The 17,541-nt window shown below is 43.4% G+C and carries 16 protein-coding genes; 9 read left to right on the plus strand and 7 right to left on the minus strand.

All coding sequences use genetic code 11. The features are described 5' to 3' along the window. Positions 1–40: 40 nt before the first annotated feature. On the minus strand, positions 41–1,792 hold the full coding sequence (locus tag QUD05_RS09465) for a DUF3685 domain-containing protein (RefSeq protein ID WP_289795832.1): 1,752 nt from the start codon (positions 1,790–1,792) through the stop codon (positions 41–43). Between the two features lie 143 nt (positions 1,793–1,935). Between QUD05_RS09465 and QUD05_RS09470 the strand changes: the two genes are divergently transcribed. After that, positions 1,936–4,932, plus strand: a complete 2,997-nt coding sequence (locus tag QUD05_RS09470) for a pentapeptide repeat-containing protein (RefSeq protein ID WP_289795833.1) — start codon at positions 1,936–1,938, stop codon at positions 4,930–4,932. A 162-nt stretch (positions 4,933–5,094) separates the two neighbouring features. Here QUD05_RS09470 and QUD05_RS09475 read toward each other — a convergent pair whose 3' ends face one another. Further along, a complete protein-coding gene (locus tag QUD05_RS09475; RefSeq protein ID WP_289795834.1) occupies positions 5,095–5,541 on the minus strand; it encodes a Fur family transcriptional regulator in 447 nt (148 codons plus the stop codon). Between the two features lie 647 nt (positions 5,542–6,188). Here QUD05_RS09475 and QUD05_RS09480 point away from each other — a divergent pair. From QUD05_RS09480 to QUD05_RS09495, 4 genes are all read left to right on the plus strand, one after another. Then, the gene (locus QUD05_RS09480) at positions 6,189–6,674 is read left to right on the plus strand and encodes a CRR6 family NdhI maturation factor (protein ID WP_289795835.1); all 486 of its coding nucleotides are present in this window, start codon (positions 6,189–6,191) and stop codon (positions 6,672–6,674) included. Positions 6,675–6,965: 291 nt separating this feature from the next. Next, positions 6,966–7,643 (plus strand): two-component system response regulator RppA, encoded by a 678-nt coding sequence (gene rppA, locus QUD05_RS09485; protein ID WP_289795836.1) that lies wholly within the window; start codon positions 6,966–6,968, stop codon positions 7,641–7,643. 3 nt (positions 7,644–7,646) lie between these two features. Then, entirely contained in the window at positions 7,647–8,450 is an 804-nt protein-coding gene (locus QUD05_RS09490; RefSeq protein ID WP_289795837.1) for a CHASE3 domain-containing protein, read from the plus strand. Positions 8,451–8,458: 8 nt separating this feature from the next. Further along, on the plus strand, positions 8,459–9,100 hold the full coding sequence (locus tag QUD05_RS09495) for a sensor histidine kinase (protein ID WP_289795838.1): 642 nt from the start codon (positions 8,459–8,461) through the stop codon (positions 9,098–9,100). Positions 9,101–9,997: 897 nt separating this feature from the next. On the opposite strand, the gene QUD05_RS09505 is transcribed toward QUD05_RS09495, so the two are convergent. Continuing rightward, positions 9,998–10,957, minus strand: a complete 960-nt coding sequence (locus tag QUD05_RS09505; protein ID WP_289795839.1) for a glycosyltransferase family 9 protein — start codon at positions 10,955–10,957, stop codon at positions 9,998–10,000. A 69-nt stretch (positions 10,958–11,026) separates the two neighbouring features. On the opposite strand from QUD05_RS09505, the gene ispD reads away from it, so the two are divergent. From ispD to QUD05_RS09520, 3 genes are all read left to right on the plus strand, one after another. Continuing rightward, entirely contained in the window at positions 11,027–11,710 is a 684-nt protein-coding gene (ispD, locus tag QUD05_RS09510; RefSeq protein WP_289795840.1) for a 2-C-methyl-D-erythritol 4-phosphate cytidylyltransferase, read from the plus strand. A 452-nt stretch (positions 11,711–12,162) separates the two neighbouring features. Continuing rightward, positions 12,163–12,705: an SMC-Scp complex subunit ScpB gene (gene scpB, locus QUD05_RS09515; protein ID WP_289795841.1), complete on the plus strand. Its 543-nt coding sequence runs from the start codon at positions 12,163–12,165 to the stop codon at positions 12,703–12,705. A gap of 170 nt (positions 12,706–12,875) precedes the next feature. Then, complete coding sequence (locus QUD05_RS09520; RefSeq protein WP_094347414.1) at positions 12,876–13,223, plus strand: DUF760 domain-containing protein; 348 nt, start codon at positions 12,876–12,878, stop codon at positions 13,221–13,223. A 101-nt stretch (positions 13,224–13,324) separates the two neighbouring features. Here QUD05_RS09520 and QUD05_RS09525 read toward each other — a convergent pair whose 3' ends face one another. After that, on the minus strand, positions 13,325–14,533 hold the full coding sequence (locus QUD05_RS09525; RefSeq protein WP_289795842.1) for an HhoA/HhoB/HtrA family serine endopeptidase: 1,209 nt from the start codon (positions 14,531–14,533) through the stop codon (positions 13,325–13,327). 285 nt (positions 14,534–14,818) lie between these two features. Between QUD05_RS09525 and QUD05_RS09530 the strand changes: the two genes are divergently transcribed. Next, positions 14,819–15,718: a LysM peptidoglycan-binding domain-containing M23 family metallopeptidase gene (locus QUD05_RS09530; RefSeq protein ID WP_289795843.1), complete on the plus strand. Its 900-nt coding sequence runs from the start codon at positions 14,819–14,821 to the stop codon at positions 15,716–15,718. A 96-nt stretch (positions 15,719–15,814) separates the two neighbouring features. Here QUD05_RS09530 and QUD05_RS09535 read toward each other — a convergent pair whose 3' ends face one another. From QUD05_RS09535 to QUD05_RS09545, 3 genes are all read right to left on the minus strand, one after another. Further along, positions 15,815–16,852 carry a cysteine hydrolase family protein gene (locus tag QUD05_RS09535; RefSeq protein WP_289795844.1) on the minus strand — a complete coding sequence of 346 codons (1,038 nt, stop codon included), beginning with the start codon at positions 16,850–16,852 and terminating at the stop codon, positions 15,815–15,817. 74 nt (positions 16,853–16,926) lie between these two features. Next, positions 16,927–17,208, minus strand: coding sequence for a type II toxin-antitoxin system RelE/ParE family toxin (locus QUD05_RS09540; protein ID WP_289795845.1), 282 nt, complete (start codon positions 17,206–17,208; stop codon positions 16,927–16,929). Then, positions 17,208–17,426 carry a hypothetical protein gene (locus QUD05_RS09545; protein WP_190955524.1) on the minus strand — a complete coding sequence of 73 codons (219 nt, stop codon included), beginning with the start codon at positions 17,424–17,426 and terminating at the stop codon, positions 17,208–17,210. The genes QUD05_RS09540 and QUD05_RS09545 overlap by 1 nt, the downstream gene beginning before the upstream one ends. Between the last annotated feature and the right edge of the window lie 115 nt (positions 17,427–17,541).

Below are 17,541 nucleotides of genomic sequence, written 5' to 3' on the forward strand. Positions count from 1 at the left end.
GAAAAAGAACTACAGAAAGCTGCCCCTCTGTGTTGCTGGTTCACTTAGGTCGATCGCTATTTCGTCTCAAGTTCTTTTCTACTGACGAAACGCTACCAATACCTTGAAGAATACCACGACCGATTAAACCTAAACCTCGACCAACTATTTGGGTAAGGATAAAAACTATACCGCTACCGAAAACAGCTAATAGTGATTTTAAACGCGGTGCGATCGCATCACTAAATTCTAGGAGCAATGTCACTACTAAGGGAATATTAGAAAGTTTTACTAATTCCTGATTCCGAGGAGCATAAACTGAAATATTGGCAATGCCACGAGGTGCAATCACAAATAGCTCATAGCGACTTTCAAAAACGGCTTTTGGCTCATCTATATAATTTTTTAATCTATATTTCCAAGACAACTCATTTCTAAACCGCTCAATTTCTCTTGTAGAAATCAATTGCCGTCCATAAAAGTTTTGCTTAATCTCTTCTACATCTGCTAAATAATTTAATAGTGGTTGCACTACTCCATTCGCTACCTGAATCAATAAGTTCTCTAAAATCATTAATGCTTGAGATTTAGCTTCAGCACTCACTACTGGATAGCAGGTATTATCAATGTTCAACTCTGTTTGAAATAAGAGATAAGAATACAAATCACCAATTAGCGGGATCTTATTGAGAATATCTCTTTGTACAACCTCTGTATTTTGCAGCAATAAATTAACTATCTCTATGTTTTGATTAACTATTTTGATCTGAGAAAACTTCCCAAAAAAATCTATAATTGCTGCTTGCCATAAATCACGTATTAAAGTATTTTTTAGTTCATTTAATTGATTTATCTCTATTTGAGAAGTACGCAATTCATCCAACTGTTCACTCAACTTTTGTAGGATCAGATAAAGTAATTCCCGTTTTTTATCTTCACGAAAGATATCAATTTCTAAAGGAATATCTGTGACATTTCGTAAAGGCAATTGAAGTTTAGTCACACAAGATGTAAACAAGGCAGATTGTAGGGTTCCCGGACTCAGTAAAGGTGATACAGTTTGCCTTTGCTGAATGGCACTACTGAATAAAGGAGTCAAAAGTGGCTCATCAGCAGCCGGAATCTGTTCTTTTTGCCTTTCTTGTGGTGAAAGCAACAACCGATTTAACAACCAACGAGCCGCTAGCAGTTCTCGCCGCTGTCCAGCTAGAATGGCTCGATCTAGTACTGGTAGACCAGGAATTTGTAATTGTGCTGTTACTGCGGCTAGGGTAGCATCAATGTTAGTGATTCCTGACAAATGTAAATTATTTCGCAGTTTAGAGAAGGGGAGTGGGGAGTGAGGAGTTAGGAGTGAGGAGTTAGGAGTTATTATTGCTTCTGTGTCCTGGAACCAATAGGAACCACCATTTGCAACTTCTTGCATGGCGGCGACTAACTCAGGAAGTGGCGTACCTTTGGGGCAGTAGCCATTTACACCAACAGATTTTGCAGCTAATAGCAGTCCTTGTTCTTGAATAGAACTGAGGAGCAGGATTGGTAGGTTGGGATATAAGGCTCTGAGTTGCCGACAGAATTGTAAACCTAGCTGTTGACTGGTTGTGGAGCGACCATTACCGAATTCTAAAACTACTAAATTTACCTGGTTAGGGTCTTTTTCGGCAATTTCTGCTAAAATCTGCAAGGCAACGGTGTCAGTTTCTACAACTGCGATCGCTTCGAGATTAGGAATCGCTTCTAAAGCTATCCGTAATCCCAGACGAAAAATCGGGTCTTGGTCGATTAACAATAATTTTAAAGGGCGATCGCTCATAGTCCACTCAATTAGATCAGCACTGTTTTTTACCAATCAGAAAACAACTTTGATACAAAACTTTGTCTTCCCCATTGTCACCTGTTTTCGTCAACTGATAAATCGATCATAATTGCCTTATGCAGCCTTCACTGTGTGATTAAATGAACTTGAGTATTCGGCACTGGTTGGCAGAACGCCATATCGCAATCAATCAAATCAGAGGGTTTTCTGGGGGGCAATTGGCAGGTATTGCCTACCGCATTGTTCAGGATATGGAACTCAAAAGCCTCATGCCTTTTGATATCTGTACCTTGGCAGAGGTTTTAGAACTGCCCTTAAGTATTGTTTGGGAAGAAATCAGTGTCATTTCCCTGTTGACAGAAAAACTGTTGCGTAGCCTCAGCCAAAAAAAACCGTTAAAACGTAACGAAGGCACATGGCTAGCGTTTCAAATTGCCTATCTCCAAGCTTTGCAAGCAATTCTAGAGCAGGAAGCAAGCTTACAAAAACCGTGGTTAGACCGGGCAATTATACCGATACAAGCACACATACTTAAAGAGGACGTGGGTAAACTCATCCTCCAAGATCCGCAACTACAAGGATTGCTGAAAACTCTCAGCCCAGGTAAATTGACTGATACTCAAGCTGAACAAGCGCTGTCTTCGGTTGCAGATTCATTACTGGTGCAACAAATAAATAACGCTGCTATCGCTTGGTTAGTTGCCAATGGTGCAGAGGAACTGGAAGCGAAACTTCTAACACAGCGTTTAGTTAACTCACTTCCTGGTGAGATATTGGTAGTCGTCACCGAGAATGCTGCACCTTTAGCCCAACTGCAAAAATTTTTCCGTTTGGGGATTTCATTATCTCCCAGTTTCATCACCCCAGAAGTTGGTTCTACAGTCAGTGAAAAAATTGATTTGCACCGAGAACATTACCGTGCAAGTTTGATTAAAAACCTCAGTATCCCTTTGCTGATGGAATCCTTTGCTCTTAAGGATATCTATGTGCCACAAAAAGGCTTACCAATAGAAGAAAATATTTCTGAGCAGGATAAAAAAGCTCTTAAACCAGTTGATTTAAAAACATGGGCACAGCAACAGTTAACTGATTTAGAAACGATCGCTGTAATTGAGTCAGAACCGGGTTATGGAAAAACTAGTTTTTGCCAACTTTGGGCAACGGAGATAGCACAAGAATTGTACCCTACTTGGATGCCGATAGTAATTAGGTTGCGAGATGTAAAATACGGTAAAACTTTAATCGAAACTCTAAATTCTGCCTTTGGTGTTAATCTTTCAACTTGGTTAGAGCAAGAAAATCTCCCTTGTCTGTTGCTGCTGGATGGTTTGGATGAATTGCCCCATTCTGCTGTGGGTATCAGGGCACAAGCAATTTTTATTCAGCAATTACTGAACTTTCAATCTCAGCACCGCCACAAAATTGTGTTGACAAGTCGTTCAACGACTTTACCAGAAATCGTCTCGGAACTACCGCTATTATTGAGACGAATCATTATTCAGCCATTGGATGTGGACGAATTCAAGCAATGGTTTCAACAGTGGGCAAAAGTGCAATCATTACCCATTGCTCAAAATTTCTTTACATTATTAAAACAGGCAGGGTTATTTGCCAGCCAATCAAAGTTAAGAGAATTATCTCCCCTTATCCGTCAACCCCTAATGCTGCATTTGTTGGGCATTTTGCACCGCGAGGGATTGCTAGATGATGAACTATTGCAGTTAGCTGCTAATACCCAAAAGTCTTTTCTCTTATGGGAAATTCATCATCGCCTGAGTCGATGGTTGTTGGGTTATCCGCTAATTGGTGGGATCAAGACGATGCTACTGCGTTCAGGATCGGCTCATATTCACCGGACTCCAGAAGCGATCGCTAATTTACTCGCTAATCGTCATCCCCAAGATTTACTTGAGCAGATGCAAGCGATCGCTCTCAAAATTTTACACTCGCAACGTCATCAAATTAATCTAGCTGGTGAATTTAATACTTTACCAGCGTTTTATTTTAAAATTTGGGATGTAAAAAGCTCAAGCGAAAGCACAGCAAAAAGTAGTTTCATTGAATTTTCGCATCTCAAGTTAGGAGAATCTCTTTGTGCAGATGCGATTGTTGCCCAACTTAAACTTCTGACTCAGTACGAAGAAAAGGCTTATGGCACGCCTACTTTTGTACTCGATCTCAGTAGTGCAGCCCAGAATATTTATAATTTACTAGGTTACGGGATACTTAGCCAAGAAATTGAAGAACTAGCGATCGCCGGATTGCGTCGCCAGCAAAAACACAAATTTTCGTTTGAAGTTTTATTTCAACGTCTTTTATCTTTCTGGCGTGCTTACTGTCAAGGACGTTGGTTAGATGAGGGGATAGCCCACAACGCTTTGACTAATTTTCACGAACTGCAAAACCCTGTGAATGTTGAACAGGTGAATGCTGCTGTGGGACTAAATGTGTTTTTATTGCTTTGCGCTTGCTACCGAGAAACAAAAGTTCCTTTTTGGCCTTGTGGGAATCCAGTCAATTTAACAGAATTCAACCCAGAGGTGCTGAGTGTGCTAATTGCTCGGACAACGGTTTTGCATAAAAGTGCCTTCGTAACCCGAATCAAGTCTCTGTCTGGACTCAATTTATCGGGAGCCTCTTTATCGCAAGTGATGTTAACTGGGGTGAGTCTTGAGCAAACAAACTTATCTAATGCGGAGTTAATGGGGGCGAATTTGGCTGGAGCCAATTTGCAACAGGCTAACCTCGCAGGTGCGAACTTACAAAACGCCAACCTCACAGGCGCAAACCTACAACAGGCAAACCTCACAGGCGCAAACCTGCAACAGGCAAACCTGATGGGGACAAATCTTAATTCTGCCGATCTCACCAACGCCTGCTTATGTGATGCCGTACTTGCTACGACTGACAAAAAATTGGCCGCTAATAATGGTGCCTTGTTCTCCAAAGAGTCGTTTCAAAAACTAAAACATTTGCGATCGCAGCAACCCTTCTTAAACACCGTGAAAATCACGCCAAACACAAACGTTAATTGGAAAAATACCCCTGCCATCGGACTAATTGAGAGCTGTGAAGGTGCAATTTTGTCAGCAGATTTAGATGATGATGTCGATGATGAGACAGTTTTTGGAAATTAATTCGATTGGGGCATGGGGCAAAACAGTGCTGAGTGCTGAGTGAGGAGTGAGGAGTGAGGAGTGAGAAGTGAGGAGTGAGGAATTATTTTCCTTGTCCCCTTGTCCCCCTTGTCCCCTTGTCCCCTTCTCCCCTGCTCCCCTGCCCCTCTGCTCCCCAACCCCCTATCCCTCTTGCGGATTGCGGTAGCCAAAAAAGTTAATACTGTAGTCAGTAATCTGCACTCCTGTTTCTTCTTCAATTTTGCGGATCAAATCTTCTGGTAGTTCCACATGAACATCAAGAATTTGATTTGTATCCACACAGTTTATATGACTGTGAGAGTCACTGATATTGCCGTACAAACGCCCATCACAGCGTTCAATACACTCAATGATGCCTTGACTGGATAATGCTTCTAAATTTTGATAAACAGAGGTATGACCGATCTCTTTGCCTTGTTGGTTCAAGCGATCGTAAATCTCTCTGGCAGCAAGATGTTCATTTGCTTGCCAAAGTAATTCCAGAATAAAGCGACGCTGACGACTGACGCGCATACCCAGGATTTGACAGCGCTCAAGTGCATCTTCTAAGGAACGAATTGGTCTTGTAGTAATTGTTTGTTTTTGCATATTACAGCTTGTTAACTGTTGAGGGAATTTTCCCATCTAAATGTTTATTGGTTATTTAATATATGCAATGATATTGCACGCTGCTGTTTTACCTGCACTTATGTTTTGGCTTTTGATCCTGTGGAAGTGACAGGTGGCGATAATGATTTTTTTTTGCTTGTTGACGGCTACTTTGTCAGACCTTAATCTAAAACAAACTCATTACAACTTTAACTTAAAATCGCTGTAAATGTCCACCTTGGGGCAGGTATTGCCTTACCCAAATAGGCTAATTCTAATGGCATACGATATTAATCGTGTAGTAATTATTTAGTTAAAGGCGAGTAATTATAGCAACGATCAAAGTAACATTTAACTTGAGTAAAAATCGGTGAAGTGAGTGGCGATAGCCAGCGGCTCATATCAGGGGTAGTAACTGGATGTATATTTGTTAAAACTAGCGAAAATTAAGTAAAAGTATCAAATAAATTTAAGCAGTTCAGACTTGTGTCTAAACCTTGTATAGGTTGACGAAATTATCAGCAAAAAAGTATCAGTAAATACTAATTGATTTGTGAACAAGACTTTGTGCTACTAAAGGTCAATCTAGCGTCAATCCCTGAAAGCTGCTACTGTATATTGTCGATCCTACAGTTGAGCAAAAAAAAGTGGCTGCTGAGTCAAAGACAATTGCGATCGCACTCAATAATGACCTGATTAACAATCTGGATATATCTCCTGCGTCAACGGTGATTGAACAACTGCTGCAAGATGGGGCCGCATCCCATGAACAGCAGCTACGCTTTGATATCAATTACGATCTCGAACCTGACGATCCACGGGAACTCTCAGAAATTCCAGAGGTGCGGCTGTGGTTTGTGCGCCTAGATGCCAAATATCCCTGGTTAGCATTTTTCCTAGATTGGAAAGCTGGAGAATTTGCTCGTTATGCTGCCATGCTCGTACCACACCAATTCAGTTCCAAAGATGGCATTCAGTACAATCCTGAAGCCTTAGAAATATTTTTGATGCACAAAATCTTTGTCTTAGGTGATTGGCTCAAACAGCAAGATATCCCCAGCCTCTCGCGGCTGAAATCTATGGCCCAAATGCTGGGTTATGAATTAGATGATGCTTTTTTTGAGATATTTTAGCTGCGTGAAAATTAAGTTGGCACAATGAAGAAGAATTCAGAAGTCAGAATTCAGGAGCGGAGCTGGAGACGCTCCGCCTCCGGTCAGAATGAGCAGTGGGGGATTCAGACCCACCACTGTCTTGTTGACCACTAAACCAAAGATTTAGTGGGGTCTTAAACCCCTGGATTCATTCACCAGTCGCACAAAAAACATTGCTGAATTCTGGCTCCTGACTTCTGAATTCTGTTTCGATAAAATCAAACTAGGCTAAAACCAAATTCCCCATTCCCAACTAGCTGCAATTGAACAATGCGGATTTTGCTAGTAGAAGACGATCTAGAGCAAATAGAACCGCTCCATGACGCCTTGGCTCGTTCAGGGCATATTGTGGATGCCGTCGAAGATGGGGCAACAGCCCAATGGTTGATGGGTGAAAAAGATTACGATCTGCTGATTTTTGACTGGATGTTGCCTGATGAAGATGGTATCTTCCTATGCAAACAGTATCGTCAAGCAGGAAAAGCGGCTCCTATCTTGATGTTGACGGCAAAAGATACCACTGTCGATAAAGTGATGGGGCTAGATGCCGGAGCCGATGATTACCTTGTCAAACCTGTAGATATTGAAGAATTACTGGCACGGGTGCGGGCATTACGACGGCGATCGCCCCTGTGGTGTGGTGATGCTTTGCAAGTCAACGGGCTATCCCTCCATCTCGACACCATGCGCCTGGAATGGGGAAGCAGTAGCTTGAAATTGAAAAGCCGCGATTTTCAATTACTAGAGTACATGATGCGCCATCCTCGCCAAATTCTCACCCACGATCAAATCGAACAGGCACTCTGGGAATGGGGACAAGAACCTGAGAGTAATGCCGTAGTTGCTCGTATTAAACGCTTGCGTCAACGACTGCGCGAGATTGGTGTAGAAACTTGGATTGAAACCGTTTATGGCACTGGCTATCGTTTAGAACCTCCTGCGGGGTAATCTATGGCTTATCGGGTTCAACGGCTCTATCAACGCTGGCAAACTCTGCCGATTCGAGTACGGGGAACAGCGATCGTTGCCATTCCCATAACCTGCTTGTTTATGGCTTTATCAGCCTTTGCTTGGCTAAAAGCCAGTCTGGTAGAAGATGAAACCTGGGTGCAGCATACTCAAACGGTACGCCTAGAAACAAAACAGCTTCTCAACGCCTTGATTGATGCTGAAACTGGAGTTCGAGGTTATGGGCTAACTCAACGGGAGGAATTTTTAGCTCCTTATAAGCAAGCTCAGACAATTATTCCCCCATCCTTGAATCGATTAGAAAAACTGGTACAAGACAATGCCCAACAAACCCAGCAAATGCAGAAAATTCGCACACTGGTTGATGATAATTTAGAAATTTTTCAGCAGAAATTAACCTTACAGCGAGAACTGAAACGAATTCGTGGACAAACTGATATCTTGGTTCCCGTAGCGTCCCTTCATGAATGGTTGGAAGAAGGGAAATTAACGATGGATCAGGCGCGTCAACAAATAGATCGCTTCGCTCAAACCGAGGAAGAATTATTAGTACAACGCATACAACATCAAGATTTTTATCGGCAAATTACCTGGATTGTATTGTGTATTTCTGTTGTATTCGGGACGATCGCAGCTTTGTTTGCAGTTCATCTTTTCTATCAACTGGAGCGAGAATTAGCCAACCGAGAAATCAATCTGCGAGAAACCAATCAGCGTTTAGAAATAGTCTGCGATCAACTCCAGCGATTTACTGCCAATGCTTCTCATGAACTCCGGACCCCTTAGCAGCAATCATGAGCAATGCCCAAGTTGGGCTAATGGATTTAGATGAGCTAGACGACTCACCAATGAAACTGCGAAAGCGCATTGAGAAGATTATCAGCCTTACCAAACAGATGAGTACGTTGGTGGGTGATTTGTTATTCCTGGCGCGACACGAAGGATTATTGGCTCCTGACTCGATGGAATCGGTGAATCTAACAGAGCTTTTAGGGAGTATGTCTACTGAATGGTTGTCACAGGCAAAAATTCATTCTTTAGAACTTACCAGTCAGTTACCCGATACGGCTGTTGTAGTTCAGGGTGATGCAAACTTGTTACAACAAGCGATCGCTAATCTCCTTAGCAACGCCTGTCGCTATACAACCGCTGGTGGAACCATTGAACTGAGCCTGATTAGACAGCCAGAACAAGCCTTAATTCAAGTAAAAGATACTGGGATTGGCATTCCCAGCCATGCGTTACCTCATGTATTTGAAAGATTCTACCGAGCCGATCCCAAACGTTCTAGAACATCTGGTGGATTTGGACTAGGATTAGCGATCGCCCAGCAAATTGTTCAGGTTCACGGGGGACAAATCAGTGTCACCAGTACTCTTGATCAAGGCTCAACCTTTCAAATTACCCTGCCACTTTTGACGCACAAATCCAATTGAAGAAGAATTCAGGAGTCAGAATCAAAACGTTCTCTACGTTCGCGCAGCGTGTCGAAGACAGACGCTAAAAGCGTAGCCTTGCTTCTCAGTAAAAGTACGCAGACTCGCTTGCCGCCGTCGCTATCTACTAGTCGCACAGAATTAATTCTGTTAGCGGTAGCGGGGCGTTTAGCCCATTCTGGCTCCTGACTCCTGAATTCTGTTTCGATAAATTCTGGTCATTTTGTGGTCATACTTCCTGTTTACATTTTATGCAGTGAAGTTCAAACCAATAAATTCTTATGAAATCCACTGTTGCTATGACCTTTACATCTGCACTGTTAGCGGTAGTTATTCCCACCGCTCAAGCACAGATCCCAATCCGTGATTTGCAGCGCGATCCAGGAGTCAGCGTTTCTGGTGAAATTCGCAGTGTTGTTGGCAATGAATTTATCTTAGAGGATGGCACTGGACAGATTATTGTCGATGCCGGGCCACGTTGGCATCATCAGCTAAATTTGCGCCAGGGTGAAAAAGTGACTGTCGTAGGAGAATACGACGACTATGATTTTGATGCCTTTAGCATCACTCGCAGTAACGGAGAAGTGATTCGCATTCGCAATGCGGGAGGCCCACCNCCTTGGGCAGGTGGACGGGGACGGCGCGATCGCAAGTAAGCACAAAGCGTTGCTAGAGAAAAATCTGTTTTTTGTAGAGACGCGATAAATCGCGTCTTCAAATACCAATTATCTACACCAATAACCCTTAACCCAACGTATTGGTTTTTAGCCTGGTTTTTAATACTGAAATAACCGCAAAATCTAGCTGTCACAACCAGGTTTTGCGGTCATTCAAAAAACGCATAACTACATTTGGATATCCAATAGACTTATTGCAGAAATCGGGACAAACTGCCCTTTAGCCACCCCAAATCTTTTCCAAAACGGCGTTTGGTGAAACATCCGCCGTTTTTCCCGTGGGGGATGCAATGGCCAGGAATTTATCGTTTTTCGGCAACAATTTAGCTGGATCGGTGGAGTCAAATAAGGCGATGGTATAGGTTTGGACTGCAACACTCAGTTGTAGTGCCGCATTATCAGTAGACAACATCAAATTTGCCCCGGCGATTATAGCAGTTAACTTGCCAATATCATCTGGGGCAGTTACTTTGATATCTGGGGAAGACCCCAGAAGCGATCGCACAAACTGCTCATCATCAACTCCCTTAATTACCACCACAGGCAGATCCGCCTGCTTGTCTTGGAAGCCTTGAATAATTTGATGCCAACTTTCGACAGGGTAGATTTTATCCGGTTCTTTAGCCTGGGATAACTGGCCAGAACCGCCATGAATCAAGATATAGCCTGTTTCATGAACCCCTAAACGTTTTTGTTCCTTTTGTGCCCATTCAATATCTGGTTTTGGCACATTTACTGCTAACTCTGGGACAGGGCTATTTATTTCCAACGGTTGCAGCAAGTCATGATACACTGCTGCCGTATACTGGGATACTTTGAACGGCACAGCATGGGTAAGAAAACCCGATCCTTTGCCTTGGTAGCCAATACGTATAGGAATTCCCGTCAACCAGAGTAAAAGACCAAGCAACCAATTTTGCTTAACAGTAATGACAACATCGTATTCGCGATCGCGAATTGTCCCTACTAAATTACCCCAATCTGCCAGACTGTTACGGTCATTAAAATCAAAGTTCAGTACCTCGTGAACCGACTTGCTCACTCGGTAGGCAGCCTTTGACCGGGGTTCAACAACGACATCTATCTGAGCGTTAGGGTAATGGCGCTTCAGGTCATCTAGAGTCGGAAAGAAGAGAATTTGGTCGCCAATTCCGCCAGGTACAAGGGCTACTACTCGCATAATATTTATTGACGCTTACTCGCTCCCTATTTTAGGGGAAAATATATAGCTTAAAGATTGAGGAATTCTGTGTATTTACTAATTCCAGCTGCGGGAATCGGAAAAAGAATGGGGAGTAACCGCAATAAACTCCTACTAAGAGTGCGATCGCAACCAATTATTGCTTGGACTTTATTAGCCGCAGAAGCCGCCAGTACAATCAGTTGGATCGGGATTATTTCTCAGTCTAGCGATTGGCCAGAGTTCAATGCAATAATCGCCGATCTGAAGCTGACTAAACCAGTGGAATTGATTCAAGGTGGCTCCACCCGCCAAGAATCTGTTTACAATGGCTTGCAATCTCTGCCAATAGCCGCAAAACAAGTGTTGATTCACGATGGTGCTAGATGCCTGGTCACACCAGATTTATTTAACTCTTGTGCCGANGCCATTCGCCACTGTCCCGGTTTAATTGCTGGTGTACCCGTCAAAGACACCATCAAAGTTGTCAACGAACAAGGCATAATTCAAGATACACCCGACAGACGACAACTATGGGCAGCACAAACTCCCCAAGGATTTGATGTCAAGTTGTTGAAACAGTGCCATGCTGAAGGAGTCCGTCAAGGTTGGGAAGTAACTGACGACGCCGCCTTATTTGAAAAGTGCGGCATCGAAGTCCGAATTGTCGAGGGAGAAGAGACAAATTTAAAAGTGACCACTCCACAAGATTTAGCGATCGCAGAATTTATTCTCACAAGTAGAGGCTTATGAAGAGGCAGAGGGGCAGGGGAGCAGCACTTCTCTGCGAGACGCTGCGCGAACGGCTCCTTTCGACTTCGCTACCTCGGCTTCGCTCGGCACAAGTCAAGGCAAGTCGCTCAGTGACCAAGGAGCAGGGGGGCAGGGGAGATGAGAGGGATCAGGAGACAAGGAAAATAATTCCTTACTCAGCACGGGCTAAACCTTAGCTATCCGCTAACAGCACTCAGCACTGTTTTGCCCAATGCCAAATTTGAAAGTTTTAAAAAAATATTTTGACAATTTAGGATATAATGCCACACACTTATTGATTGTTAGTTGTCATGTACTAATGACCAATACTTCTCTACGAGAGGCTACGCCAACGACTACGCTCAGTACAAATGACTAATAACCAATACTTCTCTACGAGAGGCTGCGCCAACGGCTTCGCTCAGTACAAGTGACTAACGACTAATGACTAAATGATTACAGCCACAGCGACGAAGATAGAAGCAATTCTCTATTTAAAGGGTAAACCCTTGTCGCTCGGCGAAATCGCCGAGTATGCCGCGTGCGATCGCGGCACTGTCAAAGAAGGCATAATTGAACTCATGGACAATTATGCCCACCGAGATAGCGCCCTAGAGGTAATAGAAACCCCAGATGGTTATAGTTTGCAACTCCGGTCTGACTTTCACGATTTAGTGCAAACGATGATACCAGTGGAATTGGGTGTAGGTGCATTACGAACTTTAGCCGCGATCGCTCTTAATAGTCCCATACTTCAGAGTGACCTGATTAACCTGCGCGGTTCGGGAGTATATCAACACGTTCCAGAACTCGTCGAACTTGGTTTCATCCGCAAGCGCCGAGACAGCGATTCTCGCTCCTACTCACTCCAAGTAACCTCAAAATTCCATCAGTATTTCCAAATTGAACAACTCCCGCAAATACTTTCCACTAGCCAGAAGGAAGAACAACTAGAACTAGAACTAGAACTAAAGGCAGTGGCGAGTGGAGAGTAAAGAAGAGAATAGAGTACAGGTTACAGCGTGCAGATTATTCCCTATAACCTGTCATCTGTCATCTCTCCCCNNNTCACACTCCCTTCTCNNNACTTATACCCGTGGTGAATGCGCTAGCCTTGTACTATGGTTTAGAGTAGAGTTAGCAATTAAGCTAAATAAAACTGCCAATGGTGTTTAATCCTGACTTTTTGAACGACAACTCCGAGGAACACCCTAATCAACTTCTTTCCGACCACTCTGAGGAATACCCTAATCAGTTACTCAAATATCTACAGCATCAGTCTCCTGATGTTTTAGCTAGGGTTGCTCAGTCCGCCAGTCCCGAAATTAAACAAATCATCTCGCAAAATGTCCAAGGGCTAGTGGGAATGCTCCCTGCGGAAAATTTCAACGTGCAAATCACAACAGATAGGGAAAACTTGGCCGGGCTTCTAGCATCAGCCATGATGACAGGGTATTTTCTGCGCCAGATGGAACAAAGAATGCAGTTAGAGCATTTGTCTAATGGCCAATAATTAATAGTCAGTAGTCAAACATTCTGGAACTATTGACCAAATAATTGATTACTAATTCGTAATTCGGAAGGACGCTCTCTAGGAATTACGAATTATTTTGACTACTTCTTTTCAGGATAAGCTCCTGATTGTACTTTGAAGGTTTGAACTTTACCGCCGCGGTTGACTTCGATCGCTATTATGTCTCCAACTTTGCTAGACTCTACCAGCCTCTGAACTTGGGCTGAAGTTTTGACTGGTTTCCCATTAACTTTTTGAATCACGTCTCCAGGAAGCAGTCCTCCACGCTTGGCTGGGGAATCATCTGTGACTCCTTTAATCACAATTCCAGCATCCTGCTGAATATTTAGTTGATTTTCTTGATTAATCTGCTGTTTTCTGCTGGGAGAAAGGTCTGCCATTTCAACACCCAAGAAGGGATGTTCTACACGCCCTTTAGTAAAAAGTTCATTAGCGATGCGGGCGGCGGTTTCAATGGGGATGGCGAAACCAAGTCCTTGAGCATCAGCGCGGATGGCAGTGTTAATACCAATGACTTCGCCTTGGGCGTTTAATAAGGGCCCACCAGAATTACCAGGATTAATTGCGGCATCAGTTTGGATAAAGCTGACTCGTTTATCTGGGACACCAACTTGAGTGCTAGTGCGATCGGTAGCACTAATGATACCGATAGTGACAGTATTATCTAAACCCAGAGGATTGCCAATAGCGATCGCCCATTGTCCTGGGATCAGGTTTTGCGAATTGCCCAGTTTTACTGTCGGCAAATCATTCGCTTTTATTTTTACCACCGCCACATCTGTCACAGGATCAACTCCTACCACCTTCCCCTCTAGACTCCGACCATCCTTGAGAGTAACTTGTACTGTATCTGTATCTGCCACTACATGAGCGTTGGTGAGTAATTCCCCATCTTCGCTCAAAATAAATCCCGATCCTGTACCGCGCTCAATGCGTTCTTGAGGAATTGGTTGGTCATCCTCTCCAAAAAATCGCCGCAAGATGGGATTTTTCAAAGCGTCAGAGATAGGATTGGCTACTTTGCGAGTCGCATTAATTCGCACTACAGCCGGGTCAACTTTTTGCACTGCCGTCGCAATAAAATTCACGTTGTCGCCACCAGTAGCCCCAATAGCTCCGTTAGGAGAATTCGGAACTATAGATTCTGGAGGCGAAGCCATTGTTACATTTTTTAGCTGTTGGAATGAGCGATTTTGTGGCAGGAGATAGCGACTGCCAAACAAACCTGCACCACCGCCAATTACCAGTAAAAACACATAAACCGCCAGTTGCTTTAAGGATAACTTCATAATTGTTTTGCTCAATAACAGCAATGCAGTTGCTAATTTCTAAGTGTAGTCAAGCGAACGGCAAGTGGACAGATCAATTTACGAGAAATTAGGGATTGGCATTTGTCATTGGGCATGGGGCATTGGGCATTGGGGATTGGGCATGGCGAAAGGGAAAGGGGTAAGGGGAAAGATTAAATTCATTCCTTTTCCCTTTAACCTTTAACCTTTTCCCCTGCTCCCCAGTCCCCAATCCCCATTCTTCCCATCTAAAATCTAAAGTTAATGCGCTCTTAACCTGTGTACATGACTTTACCCTTTCGTCAACTGTTTCTCTGTAGCTTAGTTAGCGCCTTGGGCCTAGTAAGCATACTGCCCTACTCAAACTCAAACAGTGCTAACGCTGCTGTGGGTGGTTGCTCGACTCCAGCCTTATCTCGCTTCCAACGCCATAAAGTTGTTCGTGGCGAAACTTTGGAGAGCATAGCGCAGCGCTACAATCTCATTCCGACAACTATTATTGGCATGAATCCAGCTTTGCAGAACGGTGCAACTGCCGCTGTTGGTAGTGTGCTTCAGATTCCTCCCTACAATGGGATTGTAGTCGAAGTGCCTCGCGGTCAAACTTGGCGACAAGTGGCGGCACAATACAAAGTTCGTGCTGATAGCCTGTTTGAGGTGAATGGCTGCCAACAAAACCCCAGAATCGTGTTTGTTCCAGGGGTAAATTGGTCGCCTAATGGCGTTGTAACTAAGTCCCCTTTACCTACTGATGCAGGTACACCAAACCGTGCATCTTTGTCTGGATATCCCTTAGCACAAGTGGCAACTGTAGGATTAGCTTACGGTTGGCAAATAAATCCTGCGACAAGTGAAGTTTTCTTCCATAGTGGTGTTGACTTATTAGCACCAGTTGGTAGTAATGTGGTAGCGATCGCACCTGGAACTGTAGCCTTTGCCAGCGATCAAGGTTCCTATGGCAAATTGGTCATTATTAACCACAGTGGCGGACTCCAAAGCCGCTACGCCCAGCTTGACAGTATCAAAGTTACTGTCGGTCAGCAAGTGAAAAAAGAAGACTTACTGGGAACAGTAGGCACTAGTGGAAAACCAAGTTCCACTCAACCGCATCTCCATTTTGAAGTGCGTTCTAGCTCATCTCTGGGTTGGGTAGCGCAAGATCCCAAGGGTTATTTGAAGAAATGAGGTTTGTTTTTAAACGCAGAGGGACGCAAAGGAAAGCGCAGAGGAACGCAAAGGAAATCTCTGTGTTCCTCTGCGAAACCTTTACGATCCTTTGCGTTAAATAAAGGATGCTATATTTTCGCTAGATTTTACAATGTGCATTCCTGCCTCTGCAAACCTTGTAAATGCCGCATCTGCCTGTTCTGTGTAGTCCACAACACCGGGGACAACAACGGGGGAAGTGGAATCTTCTAACAGATAGATTTTTTGAGCAAGGGTGGCATCTACCTGTTTAATTTCTGTTAATAAATCGTCAATTGTCCAAGCGACGCAGTGACTTTTAGCTTGACCACCAATAATTACTGCATCATATTCTAAAAGTTGTTTAATTAGGCGCGTGTTTTTTTGAGCAAGTGGACGTTGCTCAAAATCTTCCAACACTTCTGGACGTAAGATGGAATAGTTTTCTGTTAAAGGATTTTCACCTTTAATTTCAAATTGCGTTTGACTCTGACGCGCAATGCCGTGGAAAAATATCGCTTCTTCTACCGATGACACTAGAGCATGACCGATACCACCCAACATAGAATGATAAGGCCAAACAGTGAGGGGATATTTCCCATCTTGACTAAGTTTTTCAAGGTAATGGTAAGCGTGTTTTTCTAATAATTCATAATCCCCATTAGTAACACTATTAGCAACTGCTGGGTTAACTTTCCAAATACCTTGTTCAACATCTGCTGGTGTGATGCTAGTCGCTGCTGGAGTGGGATGTTCTCCGGCGGCGTTCACCCAAAAGATCGGATGGAAGATTTGCGTTGCTGTGTGAGTATCTAGAGTTGGTACAATTTTCGTGATTATTCCCAAGTTTCGATAGATAAACTCACATAATCTGACGTTATCATCCACCGCCGCATTCCCGGATTTTCCACCTACAAATAATTCAAATCCAGGGATGCAGAAGGTGTTTTGAACATCAATTAAAAGTAAGCAAATACGGGTTTTATCTAAAGATGTAGGTTTTATATCGTGTTGTTTTGTCCAGATTTCAGCTTCGGCGGCACGTTCTTGGTAAGGTACGCGCCAGACTTCGCCGACTTTCTCTGAGTTAAAGTGCGGGGGAATTGGTAGTTGGGGTGTTATTTGGGTGTGCATAATTACAGCCGCTTTTATTCTGTAATAACATCTATGATTTCAATCCCCAAATATTTCTCAAGTCTAGTGTCACCTTAGTAAACATCATCATGAGAACCCAAGGTCAACAAAGAAATTACTAATTCCCCTGAATCGGGATGAGGGACAAACTCAAATAGAATCCGATTGCTGTAGTCTATGGAACAAGCCCATATACCCAATAAATCCCCTTTAAGTTTATGAGTACGCAAGCTAGGGTAAAACGGCTCTTCAGCAAGTTGTTGTAATCTTTGCTCAACTACAGAGCGTAATTCTGGATTTCGACGGGCTAAACGCTTAAAATCTCGAATAAATCTTGCACTCCATAGCAGCTGCATCAATCATCTAACTCCGCCATTAAATCAGCAACAGTTCCACTACGTACTTCCCCTTTAGCATAAGCTTCACGAGCTTCTGCAACCGCCTTTAATAAGTCATCCCGTCGCTGTTGCTTAAGGCGCTTTTGGATAATATCTACAAGAATAGCCTGAGCTTCTGGATCTAATGCTTCTACTGCTTCTATGGCTTTCTGGAATGTAGATGTTTTTTCTAGCATGGGAGTTAAAGCATTTGGTGATAAGTCTAATTTAGCTGGTGGGATGTGTAATCTGTTTATTCAATAGTATATTTGTATTAGGGAAACATAAATTTAGCGATCGCACTCAAGCTAC

Origin of the sequence: Nostoc sp. GT001 (genome assembly GCF_030382115.1) — a bacterium.
Taxonomy (GTDB): domain Bacteria; phylum Cyanobacteriota; class Cyanobacteriia; order Cyanobacteriales; family Nostocaceae; genus Nostoc.